Source organism: Variovorax paradoxus, from assembly GCF_009498455.1.
GTDB classification, from domain to species: Bacteria; Pseudomonadota; Gammaproteobacteria; order Burkholderiales; family Burkholderiaceae_C; genus Variovorax; species Variovorax paradoxus_H.
Map to the genome: position 1 here is coordinate 1,789,234 of NZ_CP045644.1, position 19,316 is coordinate 1,808,549.

At 69.3% G+C, this 19,316-nt stretch carries 19 protein-coding genes; 11 read left to right on the top strand and 8 right to left on the bottom strand.

The window, feature by feature from the left end:
• Positions 1 to 40 precede the first annotated feature (40 nt).
• The 3 genes from GFK26_RS08095 to pyk all read left to right on the top strand — a co-directional run bounded on the left by GFK26_RS08095 (position 41) and on the right by pyk (position 3,796).
• Entirely contained in the window at positions 41 to 949 is a 909-nt protein-coding gene (locus GFK26_RS08095) for a LysR family transcriptional regulator (protein ID WP_153281549.1), read from the top strand.
• Positions 950 to 1,048: 99 nt separating this feature from the next.
• Entirely contained in the window at positions 1,049 to 2,242 is a 1,194-nt protein-coding gene (locus GFK26_RS08100; protein ID WP_153281550.1) for a phosphoglycerate kinase, read from the top strand.
• A gap of 105 nt (positions 2,243 to 2,347) precedes the next feature.
• Complete coding sequence (gene pyk / locus GFK26_RS08105; protein WP_153281551.1) at positions 2,348 to 3,796, top strand: pyruvate kinase; 1,449 nt, start codon at positions 2,348 to 2,350, stop codon at positions 3,794 to 3,796.
• A 64-nt stretch (positions 3,797 to 3,860) separates the two neighbouring features.
• Here the strand turns inward: pyk and GFK26_RS08110 are convergent, their stop codons facing one another.
• Positions 3,861 to 4,877: a 1-aminocyclopropane-1-carboxylate deaminase gene (locus tag GFK26_RS08110; protein WP_153281552.1), complete on the bottom strand. Its 1,017-nt coding sequence runs from the start codon at positions 4,875 to 4,877 to the stop codon at positions 3,861 to 3,863.
• A 142-nt stretch (positions 4,878 to 5,019) separates the two neighbouring features.
• Between GFK26_RS08110 and GFK26_RS08115 the strand changes: the two genes are divergently transcribed.
• The 4 genes from GFK26_RS08115 (at position 5,020) to GFK26_RS08130 (ending at position 8,630) form a co-directional block, all read left to right on the top strand.
• A complete protein-coding gene (locus GFK26_RS08115) occupies positions 5,020 to 5,505 on the top strand; it encodes an Lrp/AsnC family transcriptional regulator (RefSeq protein WP_153281553.1) in 486 nt (161 codons plus the stop codon).
• A 44-nt stretch (positions 5,506 to 5,549) separates the two neighbouring features.
• Positions 5,550 to 6,482 (top strand): alpha/beta hydrolase, encoded by a 933-nt coding sequence (locus GFK26_RS08120; protein WP_153281554.1) that lies wholly within the window; start codon positions 5,550 to 5,552, stop codon positions 6,480 to 6,482.
• Positions 6,483 to 6,556: 74 nt separating this feature from the next.
• The gene (gene fba / locus GFK26_RS08125) at positions 6,557 to 7,621 is read left to right on the top strand and encodes a class II fructose-bisphosphate aldolase (RefSeq protein WP_153281555.1); all 1,065 of its coding nucleotides are present in this window, start codon (positions 6,557 to 6,559) and stop codon (positions 7,619 to 7,621) included.
• A gap of 100 nt (positions 7,622 to 7,721) precedes the next feature.
• The gene (locus GFK26_RS08130; protein WP_153281556.1) at positions 7,722 to 8,630 is read left to right on the top strand and encodes a phosphoribosylaminoimidazolesuccinocarboxamide synthase; all 909 of its coding nucleotides are present in this window, start codon (positions 7,722 to 7,724) and stop codon (positions 8,628 to 8,630) included.
• A 12-nt stretch (positions 8,631 to 8,642) separates the two neighbouring features.
• Here the strand turns inward: GFK26_RS08130 and GFK26_RS08135 are convergent, their stop codons facing one another.
• The 4 genes from GFK26_RS08135 to GFK26_RS08150 form a co-directional block, all read right to left on the bottom strand.
• Entirely contained in the window at positions 8,643 to 9,086 is a 444-nt protein-coding gene (locus tag GFK26_RS08135; protein WP_153281557.1) for an META domain-containing protein, read from the bottom strand.
• Between the two features lie 105 nt (positions 9,087 to 9,191).
• Positions 9,192 to 10,481 (bottom strand): type II toxin-antitoxin system HipA family toxin, encoded by a 1,290-nt coding sequence (locus tag GFK26_RS08140; protein WP_153285891.1) that lies wholly within the window; start codon positions 10,479 to 10,481, stop codon positions 9,192 to 9,194.
• Between the two features lie 49 nt (positions 10,482 to 10,530).
• Complete coding sequence (locus GFK26_RS08145; protein ID WP_062481916.1) at positions 10,531 to 10,839, bottom strand: helix-turn-helix domain-containing protein; 309 nt, start codon at positions 10,837 to 10,839, stop codon at positions 10,531 to 10,533.
• A gap of 124 nt (positions 10,840 to 10,963) precedes the next feature.
• Positions 10,964 to 11,884, bottom strand: a complete 921-nt coding sequence (locus GFK26_RS08150; protein ID WP_153281558.1) for a tetratricopeptide repeat protein — start codon at positions 11,882 to 11,884, stop codon at positions 10,964 to 10,966.
• Positions 11,885 to 11,920: 36 nt separating this feature from the next.
• Between GFK26_RS08150 and purE the strand changes: the two genes are divergently transcribed.
• From purE to GFK26_RS08165, 3 genes are read left to right on the top strand one after another with little or no spacing between them, the layout of a single operon-like run.
• On the top strand, positions 11,921 to 12,481 hold the full coding sequence (purE, locus tag GFK26_RS08155) for a 5-(carboxyamino)imidazole ribonucleotide mutase (protein ID WP_153281559.1): 561 nt from the start codon (positions 11,921 to 11,923) through the stop codon (positions 12,479 to 12,481).
• Entirely contained in the window at positions 12,478 to 13,677 is a 1,200-nt protein-coding gene (locus GFK26_RS08160) for a 5-(carboxyamino)imidazole ribonucleotide synthase (RefSeq protein WP_194274053.1), read from the top strand. Before purE ends, GFK26_RS08160 begins: the two co-directional genes overlap by 4 nt.
• Complete coding sequence (locus GFK26_RS08165; protein ID WP_153281560.1) at positions 13,674 to 14,675, top strand: L-threonylcarbamoyladenylate synthase; 1,002 nt, start codon at positions 13,674 to 13,676, stop codon at positions 14,673 to 14,675. The genes GFK26_RS08160 and GFK26_RS08165 overlap by 4 nt, the downstream gene beginning before the upstream one ends.
• Positions 14,676 to 14,702: 27 nt before the next feature.
• Here the strand turns inward: GFK26_RS08165 and GFK26_RS08170 are convergent, their stop codons facing one another.
• From GFK26_RS08170 to GFK26_RS08180, 3 genes are all read right to left on the bottom strand, one after another.
• Positions 14,703 to 16,298: an alpha/beta hydrolase family protein gene (locus tag GFK26_RS08170; protein WP_194274113.1), complete on the bottom strand. Its 1,596-nt coding sequence runs from the start codon at positions 16,296 to 16,298 to the stop codon at positions 14,703 to 14,705.
• A 141-nt stretch (positions 16,299 to 16,439) separates the two neighbouring features.
• Entirely contained in the window at positions 16,440 to 17,873 is a 1,434-nt protein-coding gene (gene dacB, locus GFK26_RS08175) for a D-alanyl-D-alanine carboxypeptidase/D-alanyl-D-alanine-endopeptidase (protein WP_153281561.1), read from the bottom strand.
• A 7-nt stretch (positions 17,874 to 17,880) separates the two neighbouring features.
• A complete protein-coding gene (locus GFK26_RS08180) occupies positions 17,881 to 18,468 on the bottom strand; it encodes a GDP-mannose pyrophosphatase (protein WP_153281562.1) in 588 nt (195 codons plus the stop codon).
• A 78-nt stretch (positions 18,469 to 18,546) separates the two neighbouring features.
• On the opposite strand from GFK26_RS08180, the gene GFK26_RS08185 reads away from it, so the two are divergent.
• Positions 18,547 to 19,314: a DeoR/GlpR family DNA-binding transcription regulator gene (locus GFK26_RS08185; RefSeq protein ID WP_153281563.1), complete on the top strand. Its 768-nt coding sequence runs from the start codon at positions 18,547 to 18,549 to the stop codon at positions 19,312 to 19,314.
• The last annotated feature ends 2 nt before the right edge of the window (positions 19,315 to 19,316 follow it).

Below are 19,316 nucleotides of genomic sequence, written 5' to 3' on the forward strand. Positions count from 1 at the left end.
AATCGAAATTAATTCATCGATTGATGAAATAACCATATATATGAACTTCACCCTGCGCCAGCTGCGCGCCTTCGCCGCCGTGGCCGAAACCGGCAGCTTCACCACCGCGGCCGGGCAGCTGCACCTCACGCAGTCGGCGCTCAGCGTGCTGGTGCGCGAGCTCGAGCGCGAGATGGGCGTGCAGCTGCTCGACCGCAACACGCGCCGCGTGCAGCTGTCGGAGGCGGGGCGCGAATTCCTGCCGTCGGTGCATCGGCTGCTCGGCGACCTGACCAGCGCGGTCGCCGGCGTGACCGATCTACGTGACAAGAAGAAAGGGCTGTTGCGGCTTGCAGCGCCGCAGCTCATGGCCTGCACCTTGATGCCGCGCGTGATCGCCGCCTACCGCGAGGCGTACCCCGACGTGGACGTGCGCCTGGCCGACACGCTGCCCGAGCACCTGCTGCTGGGCGTGGCGGCGGGCGATGTCGAGCTGGCCGTGGGCCAGGACGTGGCGGTGGACGCCGCCGCCATCGAGCGCCGCACGCTGTTCCGCGACCGCCACTGGCTGATCTGCCCGCCCGGCCACGCCTTTGCGAAGCGCCGCAAGGTGCGCTGGCACGAGCTGGCGCCCTACACCTTCATCGCGCCCACGCGCGACTTCCGCCAGCGCGTGCTGCCCGAGCTGGGGCCCGAGGAGCGTGCGTACATGCTGCGGCCCGGCACGCAGGAGGTGTCGTACATGACCACCGCGCTCGGCATGGTGGCCTCGGGGCTGGGGCTGACCGTGTGCCCGACCTACTCGGCGTCGCTGGTGCGCGCGCACGGGCTGCAGATGGTGCGGCTCGAATCGCCCGACTTCCACCGCGAGGTCTGCGTGTACAGCGCGGCGCGGCGCTCGTTGTCGCCCGCGGCGGCGAGCTTCGTCGGCATCCTCGCGCAGTTTGCGACCGCGCAGCCGAAAGCCTGAAAACCATCAGTGCGCCGCAACAGGCGCGCAGGGCCGCCGGAGGGTGAAAACTACAATGCACGCAGTCCCGCCTTTCAGTCTTTCACCATCCTCAGACCCATGAACGTCATTCGATTCACCGACCTCTGTGCGCAAGGCAAGGCCGCCGGCCAGCGCGTCTTCATCCGTGCCGACCTCAACGTGCCGCAGGACGATGCCGGCCGCATCACCGAAGACACGCGCATCCGCGCCTCGGTGCCCTGCATCCAGCTGGCGCTCGACGCCGGCGCGGCCGTGATGGTCACCTCGCACCTGGGCCGCCCGACCGAAGGCGAATTCAAGCCCGAAGACTCGCTGGCCCCCGTCGCCAAGCGCCTGGGCGAGCTGCTCGGCCGCGAAGTGCCGCTGGTGGCCAACTGGGTCGACGGCGTCGACGTGAAGCCCGGCCAGGTCGTGCTGCTCGAGAACTGCCGCGTCAACAAGGGCGAGAAGAAGAACGACGAAGCACTGGCCCGCAAGCTGGCCGCGCTCACCGACATCTATGTGAACGACGCCTTCGGTACGGCCCACCGCGCCGAAGCCACCACCTACGGCATCGCCCAGTTCGCGAAGATTGCCGCGGCCGGCCCGCTGCTGGCGGCCGAAATGGACGCCATCAGCAAGGCGCTGGCCCAGCCCAAGCGGCCGCTGGTCGCCATCGTGGCGGGCTCGAAGGTCAGCACCAAGCTCACCATCCTGAAGAGCCTGTCGGCCAACGTCGACCAGCTGATCGTCGGCGGCGGCATCGCCAACACCTTCATGCTGGCCGCGGGCCTTTCGATCGGCAAGTCGCTGGCCGAGCCCGACCTGCTCGACCAGGCCAAGGCCGTGATCGACGCCATGCGCGCACGCGGCGCCGACGTGCCGATTCCGGTCGACGTGGTCACGGCCAAGACCTTCGCGGCCGACGCGCCCGCCACAGTCAAGGACGCCACCGACGTGGCCGACGACGACCTGATCCTGGACATCGGCCCGAAGACCTCGGCCATCCTGGCCGCGCAGCTGCGCGAAGCCGGCACCATCGTGTGGAATGGCCCGGTCGGCGTGTTCGAGTTCGATGCCTTCGCGGGCGGCACCAAGGCCATCGCGCAAGCCATTGCCGAAAGCAGCGCCTTCTCGATCGCCGGCGGTGGCGACACCCTGGCGGCCATCGCCAAGTACGGCATCGAAAAGCAGGTCGGCTACATCTCGACCGGCGGCGGTGCCTTCCTCGAGGTGCTGGAGGGCAAGACCCTGCCGGCCTTCGAGATCCTGGCCAAGCGCGCGGCCGGCTGATTCCGGCGGCGGTCCGGCCACGGGAGGGAAACCCCCCGTGGCGACTGACTTCCGTTCGACACACAAAGTGTATACAGTAGAGAATACAAAACGGAGACCCCTTTCATGAGCTCGGACCGCATCCCCCGCCACGCCACCAAGATCGTCGCCACCCTCGGCCCCGCCTCCAGCACGCCGGAATTGCTGGAACAGATGATCCTGGCCAAGGTCAGCGTGGTGCGGCTGAACTTCAGCCACGGCACGGCGCAGGACCACATCGACCGCGCCACCATGGTGCGCGAAGCGGCCCGCAAGGTGGGCCGCGAGGTGGCCATCATGGCCGACCTGCAGGGTCCCAAGATCCGCGTCGGCAAGTTCGCGCAGGGCAAGATCTGGCTCGAGCCGGGCGCCAAGTTCGTACTCGACGCCTCGCGCACCGAGCTGGGCGATGTCGATGCCGTGGGCCTCGACTACAAGGACCTGCCGCGCGACGTGAAGCCCGGCGACAAGCTGCTGCTGAACGACGGCCTGATCGTGCTCACGGTCGACGGCGTCAAGGGCGAAGCGGTGCACACCACCGTCAAGCTCGGCGGCGAGCTGTCGAACAACAAGGGCATCAACAAGCAGGGCGGCGGCCTCACGGCACCCGCGCTGACGGCCAAGGACATGGAAGACATCAAGACCGCGATGAGCTTCCAGGCCGACTACGTGGCCGTGAGCTTCCCCAAGAACGCCACCGACATGGAAATGGCCCGCCAGCTGTGCAACGTGGCGGCCGCCGAGTACGGCCACAAGCCCGGCATGATCGCCAAGATCGAGCGCGCCGAAGCCATTCCGAAGCTGGAAGAAATCCTGCGTGCCAGCGACGGCATCATGGTCGCCCGCGGCGACCTGGCTGTGGAAGTCGGCAACGCCGCCGTGCCGGCGCTGCAGAAAAAGATGATCCGCATGGCGCGCGACATGGACAAGGTGGTCATCACCGCGACCCAGATGATGGAGTCGATGATCACCAACCCCGTGCCCACGCGCGCCGAGGTGAGCGACGTCGCCAACGCCGTGCTCGACGGCACCGACGCCGTGATGCTCTCGGCCGAAACCGCCTCGGGCCGCTACCCGCTCGAGACCGTGCAGGAAATGAGCCGCATCTGCGAAGCCGCCGAAGGCGCCGAAGACCAGACGCTCGACGCCGACTTCAGCGGCAAGACCTACAGCCGCATCGACCAGTCGATCGCCATGGGCGCGCTGTTCACGGCGCACCACCTGGGCGCCAAGGCCATCGTGGCGCTGACCGAATCGGGCTCGACCATCCTGTGGATGAGCCGCCACCGCGCGCACATTCCCATGTACGCGCTGACCTCGCGCCTGGCCACGCAGCGCAAGCTGGCGCTGTACCGCAACGTGCGCCCGCTGCTCATGGACTCGGAAAGCGACCGCGACACGGCGCTGCAGCAGGCCGAAAACCACCTGAAGAAGCGCGGCATCGTGCAGACCGGTGACGTGTACGCCATCACCTGCGGCGAGCCGATGGGTGCACCCGGCGGCACCAACATGCTGAAGATCTGCAGAGCGAGCTGAGTCCGTTCGCTCGCAGCAAGACAAGGCCGGCACATGCCGGCCTTTGTCGTTGCGTCGACCCCGTTCAGCCGTTGCGGAACAGGAAGCTGTAGGCGTTCAGCGCCGGCACGCCGCCCAGGTGTGCGTAGAGCACCTTCGAGCCCGCCGGAAACTCCCCGAGCCGCACCTTCTCGATCATTCCGTGCATCGACTTGCCCTCGTACACGGGGTCGGTCAGCATGCCTTCGAAGCGCGCGCTCAACCGAATGGCCTCCAGCGTGCCTTCGTTCGGCAGCCCGTACTCGGGCCCGCCGAAGCGGCGGTCGAGCACCACGTCTTTCTCGGTGATGTCGCGGCCCAGCTCGACCAGCTCGGCCGTGTTCTTTGCGATGCGCAAGATTTGTTCGAAGGTCTGCTGCGGCTTGGCCGAGGCGTCGATGCCGATCACGCGGTCGGCGCGGCCGTCGGCCGCGAAGCCCACCACCATGCCGGCCTGCGTGCTGCCGGTGACCGAGCAGACCACGAGGTAGTCGAACTTGAAGCCGAGTTCGGCCTCCTGCTGGCGCACTTCTTCGGCAAAGCCCACGAAGCCGAGGCCACCGCGCGGATGCTCGGAGCAGCCCGCCGGAATCGGGAAGGGCTTGCCGCCGGCCGCGCGCACGTCGGCCATGGCCTGTTCCCAGCTCTGGCGGATGCCGATGTCGAAGCCGGCTGCGTCCAAGCGCACGTCGGCGCCCATGATGCGCGACATCTCGATGTTGCCGACCCGGTCGTACACCGCGTCGGAGTAGTTGACCCAGTTCTCCTGCACCAGCACGCACTTCAGGCCCAGGTGCGCAGCCACCGCGGCCACCTGCCGCGTCTGGTTCGACTGGATGCCGCCGATCGACACCAGCGTGTCGTAGCCGCCTTCGAGCGCCTCGGGAATCAGGTACTCCAGCTTGCGCGTCTTGTTGCCGCCGAAGGCCAGGCCGCTGTTGCAGTCCTCGCGCTTGGCGTAGAGATCGACCTTGCCGCCGAGGTGGGCGCTCAGGCGCTTCAGCGGCTGGATCGGCGTGGGGCCGAAGGTCAGGACGTGGCGGGGGAATTTCTTCAGGTTCATCGACGCAGCTCCAGGGAGGATGGGGTGAAGCTGTCGATCGTAGGAAGAAGGGTTTGCAATGTGCTTGCGAAGTTTGATGGATCTGCGGCGGTAAAAAAGGCAGGATGGCCAAGAAGACCATTTTTCATCCGAAAAGAAAGCCATGAGCACAACAAAGTTGCGTACGCCGACGGAGCTCGATCGCACCGACCGCGCGATCCTGCGCGCCCTGCAGCGCGACGCCTCGGTGTCGAACGTGGCGCTGGCCGCCAAGGTGAACCTCAGCGCGCCGGCCTGCCTGCGCCGGGTCGAGCGACTCAAGGCCGGCGGGCTCATCAAGGGCGTGGTCGCCTTGCTCGACCCCGACGCGCTCGAGGTCGGCATGCTCGTGATGATCGGCGTGGTGCTCGACCGCTCCACGCCCGACTCGTTCGCCGATTTCGAGAAGGCGGCGCAGAAGGTGTCGGGCTGCCTCGAATGCCACGTCGTCACGGGCGAATTCGACTATTTCATGCTCGTGCGCACCCGCGACAACGACAGCTTCAACCGCCTGCACGCCGAGCAGCTGCTGTACCTGCCGGGCGTGCGGCAGATCCGGACCTTCGTGGTGCTCAAGCAGGTGCTGTCGACCACGCAGTTGCCGATCTGAGCGAGGGCGCGAAACCGCGGCCGCGCCGGCCGCGTACACCTTCGATGACCTTGCCATCCTCTGCCTTGACGTTCCGCCCGCGCCGTGGCGCCCTTGCCGTCTCTCTCGCCGTGGCGGGGGCCGCCCTGCTGTCGGCGTGTTCGCCGATCAGGCTGCTCGACCGGCTGGTGCCCGGCGACACCTACCGGTTCGAGGGCGGCATCGCCTATGGTCCCGCGCCGCGCCAGCGGCTCGACGTGTACCAGCCGTTGCCGTCCGCCCAGCCGGCCGGCGACGCCCGCCCCCTCGTGGTGTTCTTCTTCGGGGGCACCTGGACGAGCGGCGACCGCGCCAGCTACAGGTTCATGGGCGAGGCGCTGGCCGCGCGCGGCGCCGTGGTGGTGGTGCCCGACTACGGCCTGTCGCCCGCCTTCACCTACCCGGTCTTCGTGCAGGACAGCGCACGGGCCGTCAAATGGGCGCTCGACAACGCCGCGCGGCTCGGCGCCGATCCGAAGCAGGTCTACGTGATGGGCCACAGCTCGGGCGGCTACAACGCGGCGATGGTGGCGCTCGACGAACGCTGGCTCGGTGAACTGGGCGCCAGCCCGAAGCAGCTCGCGGGCTGGATCGGCCTGGCTGGCCCTTACGACTTTTTGCCCGTCGGGGACCCGCAGGCGCAGGCCGCCTTCAATTGGCCGGACACGCCGCGCGATTCGCAGCCGCTGTCGCATGTCACGCCCGCCGCGCCGCGGGCGCTGCTGCTCGCGGCGGCGAAGGACAACCTGGTCTATCCCGACCGCAACACCGGCCGGATGGCCGCCGCGCTGCGCGCCGCCGGCGTTCCGGTGCAGGTGAGGCTGTTCGACAACCTGAGCCATGTCACGCTGGTCGGCGCCTTTGCCAGGCCCATCCAGTGGCTGGGCGGGCCGGTGCTGCCGCCTGTGGTGGATTTCCTCGGGTTGGCGTCAGCGCCGTCCCACAAGGGGGCTCGGTAGAATCGGGGTAGTTTTCTCCCGACTTTCCGCCTTCTCTTTTTTCCCGTTTTTTCTATTCCCACGAGGTATTTCCCATGGCACTCGTCTCGATGCGCGAACTGCTGGACCACGCCGCCGCCAACGACTACGGCATTCCGGCCTTCAACGTCAACAACCTCGAACAGGTCCAGGCCGTCATGGAGGCCGCCAAGGAAACCGGCGCGCCCGTCATCCTGCAAGCCAGCGCCGGCGCCCGCAAGTACGCGGGTGAAGCCTTCATCAAGCACCTGATCCAGGCCGCCATCGAGCAGTACCCGAACATCCCGCTGGTGATGCATCAGGACCACGGCCAGAGCCCGGCCATCTGCCAGGGCGCGATCGACCTGGGCTTCTCGTCCGTGATGATGGACGGCTCGCTGCACGAAGACGGCAAGACGCCCGCTTCGTTCGACTACAACGTCGAGGTGACCCGCAAGGTGGTCGAACTGGCCCACAAGGTCGGCGTCACCGTCGAAGGCGAGCTGGGCTGCCTGGGCTCGCTCGAAACCGGCCTGGCCGGTGAAGAAGACGGCATCGGCGCCGAAGGCGTGCTCGACCACGCCTCGCTGCTCACCGACCCCGAGGAAGCCGCGCAGTTCGTGAAAGCCACGCAGCTGGACGCGCTGGCGATCGCCATCGGCACCAGCCACGGCGCCTACAAGTTCACGCGCAAGCCCACGGGCGACATCCTGTCGATCCAGCGCGTCAAGGAAATCCACGCCCGCCTGCCCAACACCCACCTGGTGATGCACGGTTCGTCGTCGGTGCCGCAAGACCTGCTGGAAATCATTCGCCAGTACGGCGGCAACATGAAGGAAACCTACGGCGTGCCCGTCGAGGAAATCCAGGAAGCCATCAAGTACGGCGTGCGCAAGATCAACATCGACACCGACATCCGCCTGGCGATGACCGGGGCGGTGCGCAAGTTCCTGGCCGAGAACCCCGAGAAGTTCGACGCCCGCGAGTGGCTCAAGCCCGCGCGTGAAGCCGCCAAGCAGATCTGCAAGCAGCGCTACATCGAGTTCGGCTGCGAAGGCCAGGGCGCCAAGATCAAGGGCGACACGCTGCAGGTCGTCGCTGCCAAGTACGCCAAGGGCGACCTGGCGCAGCAAGTCATCTAACGAAGACAGACTGCGCGCCGCAGGCCACCGCTCGCGGTGGCTTTTTTCTGCGCGCACAATCCGCTTTTCCCGTCACCGTTTCCCAGCCGAGCATCCGTCCATGACCACCGTTCACACCTCCTCCATCCAGAGCCTGCCCCTGCTTGCGCGCGGCAAGGTGCGCGACAACTACGCCGTCGGCGAAGACCGCATCCTGATGGTCGCGAGCGACCGGCTCAGCGCCTTCGACGTGATCATGGGCGAGCCCATCCCCGGCAAGGGCGAGATCCTCACGAAGATGGCGCTGTGGTGGTTCGACCGCCTGGGCGCGCTGTGCCCCAACCACCTGACGGGCGAAGCGCCCGAGAGCGTGGTCACCGCCGAGGAAGTGCCGCAGGTCACGGGCCGCTCGATGCTGGTCAAGCGCCTGCGTCCGATCCCGGTCGAGGCGGTGGTGCGCGGCTACCTGGCCGGCAGCGGCTGGAAGGAATACCAGGACAACCGCGCGGTCTGCGGCGTGCCGCTGCCCGAGGGCCTGACCAACGCGAGCAAGCTGCCGCGCCCGATCTTCACGCCCGCCGCCAAGGCCGCGGCCGGCGAGCACGACGAGAACATCAGCTACGAGCGCGTGGTCGAGATCGTCGGCCCCAAGCTGGCCCAGCAGATCCGCGAGATCAGCATCGCCATCTACGAGGCCGCGGCCCAGATCGCACTCGCCAAGGGCATGATCATTGCCGACACCAAGTTCGAGTTCGGCTTGGACGAGAACGACACGCTGGTGCTCATGGACGAAGTGCTCACGCCCGACAGCTCGCGCTACTGGCCCGTCGAGGGCTACGAAGCCGCGCTGGCCGCCGGCACCAATCCGCCGAGCTACGACAAGCAGTTCGTGCGCGACTGGCTCGAAGCCACCAAGATCAACGGCAAGCCCTGGGACAAGACGCCCCCGGCGCCGCGCCTGCCGGCCGAAGTCATCGAGAAGACGGCCGCCAAGTACCGTGAGGCGCTGGACCGCCTCACCCACGGCTGACCTGTTTTTTTCCTACCTGTTGCCGCTGCTGAGCAGTGCGACCGTGCGGCCGCCCGCATCGAGCAGCGCGAGCCGCCCCGGCGCCAGCCGGTAGCTGGCCGTGCTCTGCAGCGCCGACAGGAACTGCGCCTCGTTGGCGCCGCGCACCGGGTCGGCGCAGGCCATGCGCGTCGCAGCCATCTGGCCGAGCTTGAGCGACACGCCCGCGCGCGTGAACGATCCCGTGACGCGGTTGCAGCCGCCCGACCCACTGACCCGTCCGCTGTTGCGGTCGAACTGCAGCTGGGCATCGCCGCCCGGCGCGATGGGCTCGTCGCCCAGTTGCACCAGGCGCCACACCGGCCCTTCGATCGGCTCGTCGAGACTGATGCCGCTGCCGCAACCGGTAAGCGCGGTCAGCAGCAGCGCGGCCGAGGCAATGGCGGGGAGCGCGGTACGGCGGGCGAAGGAACGCATGGCCAATTTTCCTTTTCAATCTGCAACAAGTTAAAACCGGCGCCATCGTATGCGACGCCGTGACCGGTGCGAAGACAGGCCCGTCGGCGCGTCCGGGCTTCTTCTTCAGGCGGCCAGCGCCGCGAGGGCCACGCCACCCGCGAGGCGCGCCTCGACGCAGCGGCGCACGCTGGCGGGCGTGCCGTCGTGTGCCAGCAGCGCGGGCCACTCGGCCTGGGCCTGGCGCACGGTGTCGCGCGCGATGGCCATCAGGCGGGCCGGCCGCAGCAGCCCGGCCGCGCGCAGCAGCGCCTCCAGCGCCGGCCCGTCGAAGGCGCGCAGCGTGGCGTCGATGGCGCGGTTGACGCCGTAGTCGTGCGACGGCACATCCTCGAAGAAGGCCGCCACGCAGACCGGGTCGTACAGCGGCGCGAGCACTGGCGCCGCGCCGTCGGGGTAGCGCAGGGCCCAGTTCTTCAGGTGCGCGTCGCTGTTGCCCAGCAGGATGAAGGCGATGAGGCGGCGCACGCACTCGCGCACGTCGGCCACCGGGTTCGGCGACAGGCGGTCGAGCACGCGCAGCATCGCGGGCCAGTCGGTGGCCAGCCCGCGGCCGTACTTCTGGCGCGGCTCGTACTGCAGCACCTGCGCGAACTCCTCCATGTGAATGCGCCCGCCCTCGGGCGTGCGGTCGAAGCGGCGCACCGCAAGAATCTGCTCGAAGGGCACCTGCTCGGGCAGGTCGGCGTCGGCGCGGCCGATCACGTGGGCCTGCGCGCAGTCGAGGCCGAGCGCGCCGCACAGGCGGTAGCCGGTGTATTCGTTGGCGACCAGGTCGGGGTGGCGCGTGCTCGGCAGCTTGAGGATGAACGAGCCCGCCGCGCCGTGGCGCTTGACCACGTAGCGCCGCCCGTCCTGCACCGCCGAGAACTTGGTCACCACGCCGGGGATGGCGGCGGCGTCTTCCACCGGCATCTCGACAAAGCCGGGTTCCAGCACGTCGAGCCCCAGCGCCGTGTGCCAGTGGCGCACGGTGTCGGGAATGCCTTCGGACGTGGGCACGGGCTCGACCTCGAGCGCGCCCATCAGGTCGTGGCCGGCGGCGGCCAGCAGCTCGAACTCGTCGTCGGCCGCGCAGCCGCGCTGCTGCGCCAGGCGCTCGCGGTTGTGGCCCTCCGGCAGCAGGTTCTGGAAGTAGCTGGGCCAGCGGCCGTCGCTGCGCGACACGCGGGTGTCGCGCGCCGACGCGAGGATGGCGCGCGTGGCCGCCTCGTCGGCGCCGCGGTAGGCCAGCGACAGCGTGGGGCGGTCCGGATCGGCGATGTAGGCCTCGTCGAACGACACGCGCAGGATGTCGCCGTACTGCGAGAGGTAACCGATGGCGCGCCGCCCGCCACCGGGCAGGTGCAGGTGCATCCGCAGGTAGCGGATGCCGGTGTTGAAGACGGCGCGCGTGCTCACCGGCTCACCGGTTCTCGTCCGCCAGGCTCTGCGCAATGGACGGCGGCGCCCCCACGCCCGCCGGCTGGCCGAGCAGGCGCCCGCCCGAGCGCACGAAGTCTTCGAGCTGCGGGCGCAGGCTGGCAGGCACGGGCATGAGCTCGAGCCCCAGCACGCGCGCCATTTCGAGCAGCGTCGACAGGCGCGGATCGATCTGGCCGCTTTCGATGCGCTGCACCGTCATGCGCGACAGCCCGGCGCGCGTGGCCAGCGCCTCCTGGCTCAGGCCGCCGGCCTTGCGGGCTTTTTCGAGTTCTTCGGTCAATTGGAGCATTGCAGTACGCTTTTATCGTAAATTGAGTAGCAATGCTATCTATATGGGGCGACAGCGGCAATAAAAAAGCGACCCACAGGTCGCTTTCTTGTTCAATTGCGCACTCAAAGGCGCAATGCATCGTTCAGCTCAGCACGACGCTGCTCAGGCGGCGGCGGTACGTGGCAACGACCGGATCGTCCGGCGGAATCTGCCCGTCGGCCACTTTCACCTTCGGCGGCTCGATCACGTCGAGGATCGCGATGTAGGTCTTGCGCGCGAGGTCTTCGCTCCAGCTCTTGTCGCGCATGAGGATGTCGAGCAGCTCGTCCATCGCGTCGGTCCAGCGCTGGGCGGCCATCAGCAGGCGGGCGCGGTTGAAGCGGGCGTCGAAGTCGCGCTTGTTGGCGGCAATCTTGTCGTCGAAGTCGCCCAGCGTCGGTGCGGAGCCTGTAACGGGTGCTGCGAAATCGATGGCGTCCATCCAGCGCTGCAGCGAATCGAAGCGGCGCACCAGCCCGGTCTTGGCGATCACCGGGGCAAAGGCGACCTTGGCGTCGTCGATGCGGCCTTCCTGCAGCAGCAGCTTGATGTAGTCGAAGCGGGCATCGTCGTTGGCCGGGTCGGTGGCCACCGCGTGCTGCAGCTTCTCGAGCGCGCCCAGGGTGTCGCCCTCGGCCAGCGCTTCCTGTGCGGCGGCTTCTTCCGAGGCGGCTTCGGCTTCATCGGCGCCCGGCACGTGCTTGTCGAGGAATTCGCGGATCTTCTCGGCGGGAATGGCGCCCACGAAGCCGTCGACCGGCTGGCCGTCCTTGAACATCACGCAGAACGGGATGCTGCGCACGCCGAACATTTCGGACAGCTGCGAGGAGATTTGCGGCACCTTGTCGGCATCGAGCTTGGCCAGCGTGAAGCGGCCGGCGTATTCGGTTTCGAGTTTTTCGAGCACCGGGCCGAGCTGTTTGCAGGGGCCGCACCATTCGGCCCAGATGTCCAGCAGCACCGGCGTGGCGACCGAGCCTTCGATCAGCTCGGACTGGAAATTTTCGAGAGTGATGTCGATCATCGGGAACAGCTGGGGGTGAAACGTAAAATTGAAACCATGAACGAAACCATTCAGGTCGGTGTAGTGATGGGCTCGAACTCCGATTGGGAGACGATGCGCCACGCGGTCGAGATTCTCCAGCAATTCGGAATCAGCCACGAAGCGAAGGTGGTCTCGGCCCACCGGATGCCCGATGCGCTGTTCGCGTACGCCGAAAGCGCCGCCGGGCGCGGGCTCACCGCGATCATCGCGGGGGCGGGCGGCGCGGCCCACCTGCCGGGCATGCTGGCCTCCAAAACCACGGTGCCGGTGCTCGGCGTGCCGGTGGCCAGCCGCCACCTGCAGGGCGTCGATTCCCTCTACAGCATCGTGCAGATGCCCAAGGGCGTGCCCGTGGCCACCTTTGCCATCGGCACCGCCGGCGCGGCCAATGCGGCGCTGTTCGCGGTGGCGATGCTGGCGGTGAACAACCCCGCGCTGCGCGCGAAGCTCGACGCCTTCCGCACGGCCCAGACCGCCGCCGCCGAGGCCATGGTGCTGCCGCCGCCCGAAGCGGGCGCTGTGTCTCCCGTGTCGCCCGTGTCACCGTTTTCGCCGCAAGGCGGGGGTGCACTGTGAGCGGCGTCACCGGCCATTCGGCCGACCTGCCGATCCTCCCGGGCGCCACGCTCGGCGTGCTCGGCGGCGGCCAGCTCGGGCGCATGTTCGCGCACGCGGCCCAGCGCATGGGCTACTTCACCGCGGTGCTCGACCCCGACGCCGACAGCCCCGCCGGCCGCGTGAGCCACCACCACATCCACACCGACTACGCCGACGTCGACGGCCTCGCCCGCCTCGCCGGCCTGGCCGACGCGGTGACGACCGAGTTCGAGAACGTGCCCGCGCCTTCGCTGGAGCACCTGGCCGTCGCGCGGCCGGTGTCGCCCGCCGCGTCGGCCATCGCCATCGCGCAGGACCGCATCGCCGAGAAGGCGCACTTCACCCGCTGCGGCGTGCCCTGCGCGCCCTATGCCGTCATCGAGACCGCGGAACAACTGGCCGCCATTGACGAGCAGTTGCTGCCCGGCATCCTCAAGACCGCCCGCCTGGGTTACGACGGCAAGGGCCAGCAGCGCGTGAAGACGCGCGCCGAGCTGGTCGAGGCCTGGCAGGGCGCCAACTGCGTGCCCTGCGTGCTCGAAAAGATGCTGCCGCTCGAGTTCGAGTGCTCGGTGATCCTGGCGCGCGGCCGCGACGGGCAGATCGTGCATTTCCCGCCGCAGCGCAACCTGCACCGCGACGGCATCCTCGCCGTGACCGAGGTGCACCCGCAGAACATGCCCAAGACCGTGGCGCAGGGCGCGGTCAATTCCGCCAGGAGCATCGCCAGCGGCCTGGACTACGTGGGCGTGCTGTGCGTCGAGTTCTTCGCGCTGGCCGACGGTTCGCTGGTGGTCAACGAAATGGCGCCGCGTCCGCACAACAGCGGCCACTACACGATGGAAGCCTGCGACGTGTCGCAGTTCGAGCTGCAGGTGCGCACCCTCGCCGGCCTGCCGCTGACCGCGCCGCGCCAGCACAGCCCCGCCGTCATGCTCAACCTGCTGGGCGACCTGTGGTTCCCCGACGGTGAAGGCGACGGCATCAAGCCGGTCGCGCCGCGCTGGAGCGAAGTGCTCGCCGTGCCCGGCACGCACCTGCACCTGTACGGCAAGCTGGCACCACGCCGCGGCCGCAAGATGGGCCACCTGACCCTCACCGGCGCCACGCTCGAGAGCGTGCGCGCCAATGCCTCGCAGGCCGCGCTGCTGCTGGGCCTGCCGGCGCTCGCATGATCCTCGACGGCCGCGCTCCCGACGCCATCGCCGAGGCCGCGCGCGTGCTGCGCGCGGGCGGGCTGGTCGCCTTCCCGACCGAGACCGTCTACGGCCTGGGCGCCGACGCCAGCAGCGACACCGCCGTCGCCGGCATCTTTACTGCCAAGGGCCGGCCGGCCGACCATCCGCTGATCGTCCACGTGGCGGCGGGCGCCAAGGGCGCGCAGGCGCTGTCGCGCTTCGCCCAGCCGCTGCCGCCTTTCGCGCAGAAGCTCGTGCAGGCCTTCTGGCCCGGCCCGCTCACGCTGATCGTCACGCGCCAGCCCGGCGTGGGCACGGCGGCGGCCGGCGGACAGGACACCATCGGCCTGCGCTGCCCCGCGCACCCGGTGGCGCAGGCGCTGCTCGAAGCCTGCGCCGAGCAGGGCGTGCCCGGCCTCGCGGGCCCGAGCGCCAACCGCTTCGGCCGCGTCAGCCCGACCACGGCGCAGCACGTGCACGACGAGTTCGGCGATGCGCTGCTCGTCATCGACGGTGGCGCCTGCGAAGTGGGTATCGAATCGACCATCGTCGACTGCAGCCGCGGCGCGCCCGTGCTGCTGCGCCCGGGCCTCATCACGCGCGCACAGATCGAGGCCGCCGTCGGCGAGCCATTGCGCGACCGCGAGGTGCTCGACACGCCCGACCCGCGCGCCTCGGGCACGCTGGAGGCGCACTACGCGCCCGACGCCAAGGTGCGGCTCATGGACACCAAGGCCATTCAGACCGGGCTGGACGTGCTCGGCGCCAACGCCGCGCACATCGCCGTGTGGACGCGCAGCAATGTGCGCAGCCGCTCGCAGCGCGTGCTGCTGCGGCGCATGCCCGACGAGGCGGCTGCCGCCGCGCAGCAGCTGTTCGCGGTGCTGCGCGAGTTCGACGCACAGGGCGTGAAGCTGATCTGGGTCGAGACGCCGCCCGACACGCCCGAGTGGGAAGGCGTCAAGGACCGCTTGCAGCGCGCTGCAGCGGCCTGATCAACGCCTTTTAGGCTGCTGCGGGGCTCAGCCCCCGGCCGCCAGCACACCCTGGAAGAATCCGCGCGCTGCCGCCAGGCAGAACGGCGGCGCCAGCGTGCCGTGGTAGGCCGCGGTCACGGCGCGCGCCTTGTCGGCGGCGCTGCCCGGCGTGCTCTGGGCCAGCAGGTCCTTCGCCTGCGCGAAGCCTGCGCGCGCCGCCGAATAGCTGTCGGTGGCGCCGTTGTCTTCCAGGTCGACCACCGCGAGCGCGGCGGCCGGCATGCCCTTGGCGCGGAAGTAGCCGGCCGTGGCGCGGGTGCTCAGGAAGTTCACGGTCGGGTCGTTCGCGCCGCTGCACAGCAGCATCGGCTTGGCCGGCACCCAGTTGCGCAGGTCGTTGGCGATGGCCGCCTTGCGGAAGCCCGTGGCGGGCTTGCAGTCCAGCGGCGAGGCCGAGTTCAGCGACGCGGCCGTGGCCGGCAGCGCGTTGCCGGGGCAGGTGTTCGACTGGATGTCGGTGGCCGCCTGCGTCAGGAAGCTCTGCTTGATGAGGTTGTTGGCGCCGTAGAAGATCGACAGCTCGGGGCTCACCGGACCCGGCTTGCCGTCGGCCGGGAACAGCGCCAGCTGCGGCAGCTTGCCGCTGGAGAACAGCGTGCCCGGCGTGAGGCTCGGCAGCAGCGTCTCGATGCCGGTGGCGTACTGCGCTTCGTAGACGTCGCCGGGGCTGCCGTAGACGTTGCCGAACTGCTGCTGCCAGCTGGTCGACAGCAGCGGCACGAACAGCGTGGAGCCCAGCGCGGGCCAGCCCAGGTAGGTGTAGTCAGTCAGCAGGCTGATGGCCGAGGGCGCGGCCAGCGGGGCCGAGGCCGTCACGGGCTTGCCGGTGGCCTGCATCTCGCGGTGCGCGGCCATCGCCACGTAGCCGCCCTGCGAATAGCCGGTGATGAACAGCGAGCCGGCGTCGTTCGCGCCGATCTCAGAGAAGGTCTTGCGCGCCGCGGTGAGCGCATCGACCATGTCCTTGCCCTGCTGCTCGCCGTTGAGGTACGGGTGGTAGGGCAGCGTCGACTTGTCGTAGCCCGCGTAGTTGGGCGCCACCACGATGTAGCCCTGCGCCGCGAACATGGCGGCCACCATCAGGCCCTCGCCGGCGGCCGGCTGGGTGGTGTCGGTCCACTTGGCGAGGTTGTAGTTGCGCGCGGGCGTGGTGCCGTGCGCGTACAGCACCACCGGGCGCGCGCCGCTGCAGGCGACGTCGGAACCCGAGGGCACCATGATCGCGGCGGTGGCGTTGGTGGCCTCGTTCTTGCCGCCGACGGTGCGGTACTCGAGGTAGCGCATGTCGACGCCGCACTTGGGCGCGCCGGTGACCTGCAGCAACGCCTTGCCCTGGTCGGAGGCCTGCAGGCTGGCCTTGAACTGGTCGGCCGTGAGCTTGGTGCCCTGCTCGGGCGGGCTGGTGACGACCGAGCCGCGCCCGGTGTCGCTGCCGCCGCCCGGCGGCGGAAAGCCGATGCCGATACCGCCCCCACCGCCGCCGCCCCCGCCGCAGGCGGCGAGCAGCAACGCGGTGCCGGCGAGCGTCGCCGTGGCAGTGATTCGGCGAGCCGAGAGGGACGATGGCCGTGGATGCTGCAAGGTCAAGACGCGTCTCCTGGAGAGGTATCGAAACGAACGAGCGTCCCATTCTGGGCAGCGCCACGGCCGCGCGCAAGCCGCGTTTGCCAGCAGAACCTATTCAGTAGCCCGGTAGCCGAATTGGGCCAGGCCCCGTCCGGGTCACTGGTCTTGCGCGGTCCAGTCGATCAGCGCATCGAAGGCGGCGCGCGCGGCGCCGGCGTTCTCGCCGTTGGCGATGGCCACCAGCACGTAGCGCCGGCCGCTCGCGCCGTGCACGTAGCCGGCCACGCCCGACGCGTCGCGCAGCGTGCCGGTCTTCAGGTGGGCCGCGCCGCCCGAGCGCAGCGTGCGCCGCTTCAGCGTGCCGTCCACGCCCATCGCGGGCAGCGAGGCGACCAGCTCGGGCATCACGGGCGAGCGCCATGCCACCTGCAGCATCTTGCCGAGCGCGGCGGCGCTGATGCGCTCGTCGCGCGACAGGCCCGAGCCGTTCTCGAACACCGGCGACGCCTCGCCGGTGCCGATGCGGTCGCGCCACCACTGGCCCATCGCGCTGCGCGAGGCTTCGAAGGTGCCGCGCTGCTTCTGCGTGAGGCCGAGCGTGAGGAACAGCTGCTGCGCCATCACGTTGTTGCTGTACTTGTTGATGTCGCGCACCACCTCGGCCAGCGGCGGCGATTCGAAGTCGAAGGCCGGCTTCAGGCCCGCGGGCACGCGGCCCTCGCGCATCTGGCCGCCGACGCGCCCGCCCATCTCGGCCCACATGCCGCCGATGGCGCGCAGGCTGTAGGTGCGCGGGTCGGCGTACGCCACGGCCCAGCTCTTCTCGCCGCAGCCGGTGGGAAAGCCGCCGTTGAAGCGGATGCGGTTCACGTCGCTGAAGTCGGGCTTGAGCGCACCGCGCCAGTCGCCGCATTCGCCGGGCGCCAGCGGCACGGTCGGCGGCATCGCCACGCTGGCCAGTGGGGGCTCGTAGCTCACGCGCGCGAACTGGCCGGCGCGGTCGGGCGCGAAGGTCATGTTCACCGACTTGAAGTTCACCAGCAGCGCATCGGGCGAGGCGTTGTAGGGGCGCAGCGGCTCGCCGTCGAAGGCGGCCGGGTCGTTCTCGACCGTGGTCTCGAAGGCGCTGCGGTCGATCACGATGTCGCCGCTCACCGTGGTGATGCCCAGGCCCTGCACGTGGCGCAGCAGCAGCCACACGCGCTCGAGCACCAGCTTGGGATCGCCCTGGCCCTTGATGTAGAGGTTGCCGTTGAGCACGCCATTGGCCACCGAACCCTCGACGTAGACGGGCGTGTTCCAGCTGTAGGCCGGGCCGAGCAGGTCGAGCGCCGCGTAGGTGGTCACCAGCTTCATGATCGAAGCCGGGTTCACCGGCACCTGCGAGCGCCAGGCCAGGCGCGGCGCGCGGCCGGCGTCGGCATCGGCCACGAGCAAGGTCACGGCGTCGCGCGACACCTTGGCGCGCGCAAGGGCGGCATCGACCTGGGGCGGAAGGGCTTGCTGGGCGAGGGCGCCGGTCGAAACCAGCAGGGCAAGGGTCAGCGCAAGGGTCTGCGCACGGGGCGCGTGGCGGAAGGCAGGAGGCATCCGCCGATTATCCCGGCGAGAACACGTGCAGCTTCGCGTGGTACAGCAGCATGATCGTCTTGGCGTCGGCGATGCGGCCGTCGGCCACCATGGCCAACGCCTCGTCGATGCGCAGCTCGAGCACCTCGATGTCCTCGCCCTCCTCCGCCAGCCCGCCGCCCGCGCCGACGCGCATCGAGGCCTCGTAGGGCGCGACGAAGAAGTGCAGCTTCTCGGTCACCGAGCCCGGGCTCATGAAGCTCTCGAACACCTTCTGCACCGCGCCGAGCCGGTAGCCCAGTTCTTCTTCGACCTCGGCGCGGATGCGTTCCTCGGGCGCGGCGTTGTCGAGCAGGCCCGCGGCCGCCTCGATCAGCAGGTCGTCGTGGCCATTCACGAAGGCCGGGTAGCGGAACTGCCGCGTGAGCAGCACCGTGCGCTGGCCGAGGTGGTAGGGCAGCAGCGTGGCGCCATTGCCGCGGTCGTAGGTCTCGCGGTGCATGCGCTGCCATTCGCCGTCATTGCGCCGCCAGTCGAAGGCGGTGGTGCGCAGCGTGTACCAGTTGTCGGACAGGAGGGTGACTTCGTGCACCCGGACGCGGTCGTGAATGGTCATGGCGGCGAGCATAAAACCTGATTCGTGCAATATCAAGAAGATTCGTGCATTAGCGTGCAATCCCGCTATCATCGACCCATGCTCACCCGCCCGCGCAAGCAACACATCCTCTCGGTCCTGCGGCGCGACGGCCAGGTCATCGCCAAGGCGCTCAGCGAAGAACTGGCCCTGTCCGAAGACACCATCCGCCGCGACCTGCGCGAGCTGGCGGCCGAAGGGCTGCTGCAGCGCGTGCACGGCGGCGCGCTGCCGGTCGCGGCGGCCGAGGCCGACTTCACCGGGCGTCAGCAACTCGCGCCCGACGAAAAAATGGCCATCGGCCGCGCCGCCGCGCGCCTCGTGAAACCGGGGCAGGTGGTGTTCATCGACGGCGGCACCACGGCCGTGCAGTTGGCGCGCCACCTGCCGCCCACGCTGCAGGCCACGGTGGTCACGCACAGCCCCTCGGTGGCGGTCGAGCTGCAGGCGCACGCCGGCATCGAGGTGGTGCTGATCGGCGGGCGCCTCTTCAGGCATTCGATGGTGGCGGTCGGCGCGGCGGCCATGGCGGCCATTTCGCGCATCCATGCCGACACCTATTTCATGGGCGTCACCGGCGTGCATGCCGAGGCGGGCCTGACCACGGGCGACGCGGAAGAGGCCGAGATCAAGCGCGCGCTCATGGCCGCGGCGGCCGAAACCGTCGTGCTGGCCTCGTCCGAAAAGCTCGGGGCCGCGTCGGCCTGGGTGGTGAACCCGCTGGCGGACGCAACGCAGCTGCTGGTGGCGCCGCAGGCCCCCGAGCAGGCGCTGGCGCCGCTGCGCGCGGCCGGCCTGGCGATCCTGCGTGCCGACGAGGCTGCTTGATT

What these genes read in the sequence shown, in the direction of transcription:
- GFK26_RS08130 (WP_153281556.1), top strand. Translation starts at nt 7,722, where the DNA reads ATGACCACCGTTCACACCTCCTCCATCCAGAGCCTGCCCCTGCTTGCG.
- purE (WP_153281559.1), top strand. Translation starts at nt 11,921, where the DNA reads ATGAACGAAACCATTCAGGTCGGTGTAGTGATGGGCTCGAACTCCGAT.
- GFK26_RS08165 (WP_153281560.1), top strand. Translation starts at nt 13,674, where the DNA reads ATGATCCTCGACGGCCGCGCTCCCGACGCCATCGCCGAGGCCGCGCGC.
- GFK26_RS08120 (WP_153281554.1), top strand. Translation starts at nt 5,550, where the DNA reads ATGACCTTGCCATCCTCTGCCTTGACGTTCCGCCCGCGCCGTGGCGCC.
- GFK26_RS08185 (WP_153281563.1), top strand. Translation starts at nt 18,547, where the DNA reads ATGCTCACCCGCCCGCGCAAGCAACACATCCTCTCGGTCCTGCGGCGC.
- GFK26_RS08100 (WP_153281550.1), top strand. Translation starts at nt 1,049, where the DNA reads ATGAACGTCATTCGATTCACCGACCTCTGTGCGCAAGGCAAGGCCGCC.
- GFK26_RS08115 (WP_153281553.1), top strand. Translation starts at nt 5,020, where the DNA reads ATGAGCACAACAAAGTTGCGTACGCCGACGGAGCTCGATCGCACCGAC.
- GFK26_RS08135 (WP_153281557.1), bottom strand. Translation starts at nt 9,086, where the DNA reads ATGCGTTCCTTCGCCCGCCGTACCGCGCTCCCCGCCATTGCCTCGGCC.
- pyk (WP_153281551.1), top strand. Translation starts at nt 2,348, where the DNA reads ATGAGCTCGGACCGCATCCCCCGCCACGCCACCAAGATCGTCGCCACC.
- GFK26_RS08180 (WP_153281562.1), bottom strand. Translation starts at nt 18,468, where the DNA reads ATGACCATTCACGACCGCGTCCGGGTGCACGAAGTCACCCTCCTGTCC.
- GFK26_RS08110 (WP_153281552.1), bottom strand. Translation starts at nt 4,877, where the DNA reads ATGAACCTGAAGAAATTCCCCCGCCACGTCCTGACCTTCGGCCCCACG.
- dacB (WP_153281561.1), bottom strand. Translation starts at nt 17,873, where the DNA reads ATGCCTCCTGCCTTCCGCCACGCGCCCCGTGCGCAGACCCTTGCGCTG.
- fba (WP_153281555.1), top strand. Translation starts at nt 6,557, where the DNA reads ATGGCACTCGTCTCGATGCGCGAACTGCTGGACCACGCCGCCGCCAAC.
- GFK26_RS08095 (WP_153281549.1), top strand. Translation starts at nt 41, where the DNA reads ATGAACTTCACCCTGCGCCAGCTGCGCGCCTTCGCCGCCGTGGCCGAA.
- GFK26_RS08145 (WP_062481916.1), bottom strand. Translation starts at nt 10,839, where the DNA reads ATGCTCCAATTGACCGAAGAACTCGAAAAAGCCCGCAAGGCCGGCGGC.
- GFK26_RS08140 (WP_153285891.1), bottom strand. Translation starts at nt 10,481, where the DNA reads ATGCACCTGCACCTGCCCGGTGGCGGGCGGCGCGCCATCGGTTACCTC.
- GFK26_RS08150 (WP_153281558.1), bottom strand. Translation starts at nt 11,884, where the DNA reads ATGATCGACATCACTCTCGAAAATTTCCAGTCCGAGCTGATCGAAGGC.